This window comes from Armatimonadota bacterium (assembly GCA_017993055.1).
Lineage (GTDB): Bacteria > Armatimonadota > UBA5829 > DTJY01 > DTJY01 > JAGONM01.
In genome coordinates this window covers 1-7,702 of sequence record JAGONM010000065.1, presented here as the reverse complement: position 1 = coordinate 7,702, position 7,702 = coordinate 1, and the positions used below count along the sequence as shown (strand labels likewise).

7 protein-coding genes are annotated in these 7,702 nt (G+C 61.8%); 6 read left to right on the top strand and 1 reads right to left on the bottom strand.

From position 1 onward, the window contains the following. The 5 genes from KBC96_15110 to KBC96_15090 form a co-directional block, all read left to right on the top strand. Positions 1 to 1,041: single-stranded-DNA-specific exonuclease RecJ (locus KBC96_15110; GenBank protein ID MBP6965721.1), on the top strand; the 1,041-nt coding region annotated here is incomplete at its 5' end. 24 nt (positions 1,042 to 1,065) lie between these two features. Next, positions 1,066 to 3,276, top strand: a complete 2,211-nt coding sequence (locus KBC96_15105) for a bifunctional (p)ppGpp synthetase/guanosine-3',5'-bis(diphosphate) 3'-pyrophosphohydrolase (protein ID MBP6965720.1) — start codon at positions 1,066 to 1,068, stop codon at positions 3,274 to 3,276. After that, positions 3,264 to 3,713 (top strand): D-tyrosyl-tRNA(Tyr) deacylase, encoded by a 450-nt coding sequence (dtd, locus tag KBC96_15100; GenBank protein MBP6965719.1) that lies wholly within the window; start codon positions 3,264 to 3,266, stop codon positions 3,711 to 3,713. The genes KBC96_15105 and dtd overlap by 13 nt, the downstream gene beginning before the upstream one ends. A gap of 3 nt (positions 3,714 to 3,716) precedes the next feature. After that, on the top strand, positions 3,717 to 4,574 hold the full coding sequence (locus KBC96_15095) for a tetratricopeptide repeat protein (protein ID MBP6965718.1): 858 nt from the start codon (positions 3,717 to 3,719) through the stop codon (positions 4,572 to 4,574). Further along, positions 4,574 to 5,203 (top strand): MBL fold metallo-hydrolase, encoded by a 630-nt coding sequence (locus KBC96_15090; GenBank protein ID MBP6965717.1) that lies wholly within the window; start codon positions 4,574 to 4,576, stop codon positions 5,201 to 5,203. The genes KBC96_15095 and KBC96_15090 overlap by 1 nt, the downstream gene beginning before the upstream one ends. Here the strand turns inward: KBC96_15090 and glpK are convergent. Next, complete coding sequence (gene glpK, locus KBC96_15085) at positions 5,193 to 6,653, bottom strand: glycerol kinase GlpK (protein MBP6965716.1); 1,461 nt, start codon at positions 6,651 to 6,653, stop codon at positions 5,193 to 5,195. The two genes, KBC96_15090 and glpK, sit on opposite strands and share 11 nt — an antisense overlap. Positions 6,654 to 7,027: 374 nt before the next feature. Between glpK and KBC96_15080 the strand changes: the two genes are divergently transcribed. Continuing rightward, entirely contained in the window at positions 7,028 to 7,573 is a 546-nt protein-coding gene (locus KBC96_15080) for an HNH endonuclease (protein MBP6965715.1), read from the top strand. Positions 7,574 to 7,702: the final 129 nt, after the last annotated feature.

The window sequence follows — 7,702 nt, the reverse complement described above, 5'->3', positions numbered from 1 at the left end:
CTCGGCGAGAACAGAATCCTGGTCAAGTTCGGTATGGAGGAGATCGCAAGGACCGGCAAACTGGGTCTCAGGGCCCTCGTTGACCGGTCCGGTCTGGGCGCGAAGGGGATCACCAGCCGAAACATAGGCTTCGTGCTGGGCCCCAGGCTGAACGCTGCGGGCCGGCTCGACGATGCGTCGCTCTCCGTCAGGCTGCTTCTCACGAAGGATGAGAGCGAGGCGTCGCGCCTTGCCGATGCGCTCGAGGCCTGCAATCGGGAGCGCCAGGCGGAGCAGGCGCGGATGCTTCAGGAAGCAGTGAGTCAGATCGAAAAGAAGCGACTTGATGAGACGTCGAAGGTCTTCGTACTCTCGTCGGCCGGATGGCATCCCGGAGTTGTGGGCGTCGTGGCCGGCAAGATCACCGAGACCTACTGCCGACCGACGGTCATGATTGCGCTCGATGACGATGGCGAGATGGGTGTCGGTTCGGGGAGGAGCATAGACGGGTTCAATCTGTTTGAGGCGCTCACCGAATGTGGGGCGCTGCTCGAGAAGTTCGGCGGCCATGCGCAGGCCGGGGGCCTCTCGATAGTCCCCGGAAACCTGGACGAGTTCGACATCGCCATGAACCGGCACGCCGATCAGGTGCTGGCTGAGTGCGATCTGGAGCCGCGTGTCGAGGCCGACGCCGAGATCAGCCTTGATGCCGTCACCGAGGACTTCATCGCCGAGTTGAGTCTGCTGGAGCCTTACGGTCACGGTAACAGGGAGCCGGTATTTGTGACCATGGGTGTTCCCGTCCTGCAGAAGAACACTATGGGCGCGACCGGAGCGCACCTCAAGCTCAGGCTTGGTACTCCTTCGGGTGGGACTATTGATTGCGTGGCGTTCCGATGGGGCGCGGCGGCGGCTGCGATTCGAGTCGGCGCCAATATTGATGTGTGTTATATAGCGAGTATCAACGATTTCAACGGTTCTAGAAATGCCCAGGTGATGCTCCGCGATGCCCGTGTTTCTGCGAACCGCATGGGCGACGCGTTGCCGTCGGAATACGCATAGATTCGAGACGGGAGACTCGCCGCGATGACGATAGAGTCCGTCATCCAGAGAGTGAGAAACTACCATCCCGGCGCCGATGTCAACCTTCTTCGGCGGGCTTTCGAGTTCGCCTCGGAGGTGCACAAGCCCCACAAGCGCCTGTCCGGGGAACCCTACATCAACCATCCGCTGGAAACGGCGGCTATCCTCGCCGAACTCGAGATGGACGAGAAGAGCATCGCGGCGGCACTGCTGCACGATGTCATCGAGGACGGCCACGTCGAGTTCGAAGAACTGGAACGTGTTTTCGACAAGGAGATTGCCACGCTCGTAGACGGCGTGACCAAGCTCAAACTCGCTGACTTCGAGCCTCGCGATGCGGACGCAGAGGATCGCAAGAAACGCCAGTCCGAGGTCAATCGCAGCGCGGAGAACCTCAGAAAGATCTTCCTGGCAATGGCGCGGGATTTCCGCGTCATGGTCATCAAGCTTGCCGACCGCCTGCACAATATGCGGACTCTCTCCGCACTTCCCCGCGAACGCCAGCTCAAAGTCGCGAGCGAGACCATTCAGATATATGCCCCGCTCTCGCACCGCCTTGGAATCTGGCAGATCAAATGGCAACTGGAGGATCTTGCGTTCAAGTACACTCAGCCGCGAGAGTACGAGGAGATCGTCGAGAAGGTCTCGCGCACCCGCCGCCAGCGCGAGAAGTCCCTCAAAGAGGTCGTGGATCTGCTGAGGGCTCAGCTGGAGGCCGATGGGATCAAGGCGGAGATCCAGGGCCGGCCCAAACACCTCTACAGCATCTACCAGAAGATGCTCAGGCAGGAGGTGGACTTCGACGAGATATACGACCTGACGGCGATTCGCATCATCGTTGACACCGTGGGTGAATGCTATCACGCGCTGGGCGTGGTTCACGAGAAGTGGATGCCCATCCCGGCTCGATTCGGCGATTATATCGGCAACCCCAAGTCAAACATGTACCAGTCGCTCCACACGAAGGTCATCGGCCCGAACAGCGAACCGATTGAGATTCAGATTCGCACCTGGGAGATGCACCGCACCGCCGAGTTCGGCATCGCCGCTCACTGGCAGTACAAGGAGGGAAAGGGCTCCGACGACCGGTTCTCCGGCAAGCTCGCGTGGCTCAGACAGCAGCTCTTCGACTGGCAGGCGGACTCCAAGGACGCGACCGAGTTTCTTCGGGCCGTCACCGATGATCTGTTCAGCGACCAGGTCTTTGTCTTCACGCCCCGCGGCGACGTGATTGATCTCCCGATGGGTTCGACGCCCGTGGATTTCGCCTACCGAATCCACAGCGACGTCGGAAACCAGTGTGCCGGGGCAAAGGTGAACGGGCGCATCGTGCCATTGAGCTACCGACTCAACAACGGCGACATCCTGGATATCATCACGAGGACGAATGCCGCGCCGAGCCTTGACTGGCTGACCTTCGTCAAGACCGGCCACGCCCGCAGCAAGGTCAAGCAGCACTTCCGCAAGCTCCGATACAACGACAGCGTCGCCAAAGGGCGAGAGATGTTGGAGAAAGAGATGGAACGCCAGGGGCTGGACTCCCAGGAACTGCTGAAGCCTGACATCCTGCAACCGCTGCTCGATCACTTCAGCGTCCAGGCCGAAGACGACCTGTTCGCGGCGATCGGCTACGGCCATATCGCCGCCATGACGGTCATAAACCGCATGAAGGCCTCTCAGCCGATGCCGGATGAACTGGTCATCTCGGGCAAGAGGCCTTCGAGCGAGGCCAAGCTCGGTATCGTGGCCGGCGGGGTGGACGGTATTGCCATTCGCCGGTCGAAGTGCTGCACGCCGATCCCCGGTGACGAGGTAATGGGCTATGTCACGCGGGGTCGGGGTATGACGCTTCACCGTAGAGGCTGCCCCAACCTGACTGCATACGCCGAGCGCGAGCCCGACCGTCTCATCGAGGTCGAGTGGACGCACGCCGACGGTGAGCGCTTTCGCACGGGAATGTACATCGAGGCGATGGATCGCGTCGGCCTGCTCAACGACATATCCGCGATCTTCAGTGAGAGCAAGACCAACATCTGCTCGGCTAAGATAAAGTCCTTTTCGAACAAGACCGCCTCCTTCAGCCTTACAGTGGAGGTTGACGACCTGGCGCATCTGAACAGCATAATCACCACCGTCGGGAATCTCAGCGACATCCTCGAGATACGGCGCGCCAACGTCTCGGATGAGGAGGGCACCCGATCGTGCGCGCTGTGATTCAGCGAGTCCGGGCGGCTTCCGTGGCCGTAGACGGCTGCATCGTGTCCTCGATAGAAAGGGGCCTGCTCGTGCTGGTGGGCGTAGGTCTGAACGACTCCGAGTCGGATGCCGAATGGCTTGCGGACAAGACGGCGAACCTGCGCATCTTTGAGGACGGCGACGGAAAGATGAACCTGTCCCTTCTCGAAGTCGGCGGCGAGGCGCTCGTCGTTTCGCAGTTCACGCTCTTCGGTGACGCGCGAAAAGGTCGCCGCCCAAGCTTCTCCGAGGCCGCGCCACCCGATCGCGCCGACGCGCTCTATCAGGTCTATGTGGACGCGATTCGAAGGCTGGACGCGCGGGTGCAGACCGGCCGGTTTCGTGCTAGAATGCTGGTGAACATTGAGAACGATGGGCCCGTGACCATTCTGCTGGATACGGATCGGAGGACATAGAACTTGGACGTACTGCGAGGCTTCCCGTTCGGGAGGAAAGAACCGGATCGACCTGAGACCGCCGAGCGGCCCGACGAACTGCAGGAGCGAGAACCGACGACCGCCGACGGAAACAAACGCCTCGCCGATCAGCATCTGGCGAAAGGCAGGCTCCACTACGCCATCACCCGCTACAAGAAGGCCGCGCGGATTGACGATGATTCCCTGCACCGCACGGACCTTGGCGATGCGTACGCCTTGGCGGAACTGCCGATCAATGCCGTGACGCAGTACCGGAAAGCCCTCAAGAGGGATCCGAACAGCCCCGAGCCTCACTTCAGCATCGCCGAGGTCTATGCCCGTTACGGCAAGTGGGACGTTGCCATTCACGAGTACTCCACGGCGGTCGATCTATCGCCCGGCAATGCCTTCTATCGCTACAAGCTCTCCGGAGCCTACAAGATCATCGGCCAGACTGATCATGCCATCGCCCAGATGGAGTATGCGGTGGCTTCCAAGCCCGCCGATGCCTTCTACCATTTCGAACTGGGATTGCTCTACTCGGAAGCCGGGCGCATGGACGAGGCGATCCCCCAGATGGAACAGGCTGTGAGTTTCTCGCCGGGGGATGACTACTACGCCGCGCGGCTCGGCATGTTCTACGCCCGCGTCGGCCGGTACGAGGACGCCGCCGAGGCCTATCTCGAGGCGGCCAGGCTCAACTACAAGCCGATCTATGCCTGTCTCCTCGGCGACACCTTCATCTGGCGAGGCGACGAGGAGCGCGCCGAGGCCGCCTACGAAGACGCCGGCGACCTCGATCCCTACGACATGGATTTCCTCGAGCGCACGCGTCGCTTTATCCACGGGGGAAGCTGGTAGTGCCGGCGGACCTCTGGTTTCGGAGCCTTGTCGTTGGTCCCTGCGAGACGAACTGCTATCTCTTGTGCGCAGAGCGCGAGGTCCTGGTGATTGACCCCGGCGGCGATTCCGATGAGATTCTCGGGCTGATCGAGTCGGAGGGGCTGTCGGTCGTGATGGTGGTCAACACTCACGGGCACGGAGACCACATCGGTGCGAACGCGCCGCTGAAGGAGCGTTTCGGCTGCCCGATCGTGATCCACGAGGCCGACGCCGCATTTCTAACCGATCCCGGTCTGAACCTCTCTGCGTATCTCGGTTCCGATGCGGTCGTCGGCCCTCCAGCCGATCGGCTGCTGCGGGAGCGCGACGAAGTAAGGATCGGCTCGATGTGCCTTCGAGTCATCCATACACCCGGGCACACCCCGGGCGGGATGTGCCTCTACGCGGACGGACATCTCTTTTCCGGTGACACGCTCTTCGCGGGAAGCGTCGGCCGCACCGACTTTCCAGGCGGCTCGATGGAGCAGTTGGCCGGGGCGATTCGCGACAAGCTTCTCGTCCTTCCAAACGGTACTGTCGTGTATCCGGGTCACGGTCCGACGACCACCATCGGCGACGAGAAGGCCGCAAATCCGTTCATCGGGTGAGCGTCCTGCGCACCGCATCCTGCCAGCCCGCGTAGAGCGAATCTGCGGCGACGCGGGGAATCGCTGGGCCGAAGACTCGGTCCTCCTGCCAGCACGCGCGGATCTCGTCGGCGTTCTTCCAGTATCCGATTGCCAGGCCCGCGAGATACGCCGCTCCCAGCGAGGTCGTCTCGATCGTCTCCGGGCGAACCACCTCTACCCCCAGGATGTCTGCCTGGAACTGGCAGAGGAAGTCGTTCGCCGCCGCGCCGCCGTCAACCTTCAGGCTCGGGATCGCGAGTCCGGAGTCGTTCTGCATCGCTTCCAGCACGTCGCGGGTCTGGTAGCACATCGCCTCCAAAGCGGCCCGGACGAGATGGGCGGAGGTCGTCCCGCGAGTGAGTCCGAAGATCGCCCCGCGCGCGTCCTGGTCCCAATACGGCGCTCCCAGGCCGGTCAGCGCTGGGACGAAGTACAAGCCCTCGCTATCCGGAACTGATGTCGCCATCCGCTCGGATTCGGGCGCGGACGGGACGATACCGAGCCCGTCCCTGAGCCACTGGATCGCCGCACCCGCCACGAACACCGCTCCTTCGAGGGCATAGACCGGCTCTCCCTCTGATCCGCAGGCGAGCGTGACGATCAGTCCGTGGGCTGAGTGAGGGCGATTCTTCCCCGTGTTCATCAGGATGAAACTCCCGGTGCCGTAGGTGTTCTTGATGGTCCCCGGCTCGAAGCACGCCTGCCCGAAGAGCGCCGACTGCTGGTCGCCCGCAATCCCGCTGATCGGTATGCCCTGGTAATCGCCGACAATTCCTGAGGATGCTCGAACCTCCGGGAGCATGGACCCGGGGATGCCGAAGCACCCGAGTATGTCGTCGTCCCAAGCGAGGTTACTGATGTTGAAGAGCATCGTCCGAGAGGCGTTGGTGAAGTCCGTGGCATGGACCTTGCCGCCCGTGAGTTTCCAAAGTATCCACGAGTCCGTCGTTCCGAAGAGCAGCCGCCCAGCGTCGGCCTTCTCCCGCGCGCCGGCGACGTTTCGGAGTATCCATTCGATCTTCGTGGCGGAGAAATAGGCGTCCACCGGGAGGCCGGTTCGCTCGCGGAAGAACTCGGTCTCGCCGGGAGCGCGATTGATCTGGTCGCAGCGGTCGGCGGTCCGGCGGCACTGCCACACGATCGCGTTGTAGACCGGCTCACCGGTTTCCCGGTCCCAGACAATGGTGGTCTCCCGCTGGTTCGTGATCCCGATCGCAGCGATCGAGGAGGCTGGAACCTGATCGAGGACCTCTCGGCGGGCGGTCTCGACACTCTGCCAGATCTCCTCCGGGTCGTGCTCGACCCATCCCGGCCTCGGGAAGCGCTGGGTGAACTCCCGGTAAGCCGCTGCAACCTGGCGCCCCTCTCTGTCGTAGACGATCGCCCGGCTTCCCGTCGTACCCTGGTCTATCGCTAGGATATGCTTCATTTGCTCTAGCCCTCCAGCAGACATATTATAGTGGCGTGCGCCCGGAAATGCGAGTGGAGGGCCTACCCTGTTCGACCGGGTATTGACGAGGCATCGGGATTCTGGTATAATCCCACCGTAGCATTCCCACAGGGGTAGTCTGAGTGCGCATGAACGCCGACTACAAGAGCATATCGCCCGACGACTTGGGCGGCCTGACCGCCGATCTGCTTCGGCTGGCCGAGGATGGCGTCTTTCGTCTCCGTAAACCGCATAACTCGATGCTGTGCGCGTAAGCCCGCTTGTGCCCGATGGAGCCTGGCGGGTTTTTTGATTTTGAGAGCATGCCGAGGTCCCCTGACGACCGCCTTAGAGAGGAGAACCTGCAAGCCGACATGAGTTACGAAGTCCTGGTGCTCAACAATGATTACGAACCGCTGAACGTGTGCAACCTGCGGCGCGCCATCTGCCTCGTCTTTCTCGGCAAGGCGGAAGTGCTGCACACCCATGACGCGGTGGTCAACACGATTGACGGAGTCGTCGACTCGCCCTCCGTGGTCAAGCTGCGTCACCACGTCAAGCGGCCGCTGCCGGAACTCAGGCTCTCCCGCCGGAGCGTATTCGCGCGCGACAACTACACATGCCAGTACTGCGGACACCAAGCCAGGGATCTGACGATTGATCACGTCATCCCAAAGAGGCTCGGGGGGTTGTCCAGTTGGGACAATCTCGTCTGCTGCTGCAAGAAGTGCAATTCCCGCAAGGGCGACAAGACGCTCGACAAGGCGAATATGAGACTGGCAAACCGTCCTCGCAGGCCGCGTTACGTGCCGTTCATCAGCCTCACGAAGTACCTCGACGGCGCGCGGAACGAGACATGGCGGACCTACCTTCCCATCTTCCGCGACCTGCCGACTCCGCCGCCCAATCGGCTCGACTGACCGTGTAGATTTGTCAATCATGTGTTACACCACGTCCTGATAATGGCGGAGGATCTGGGATGCGGATCGCCAACCGTGGGCAAGGAGCGGCCTGCGGTTGGATCCCCTCAGGTATCGGTTGAACTGGTT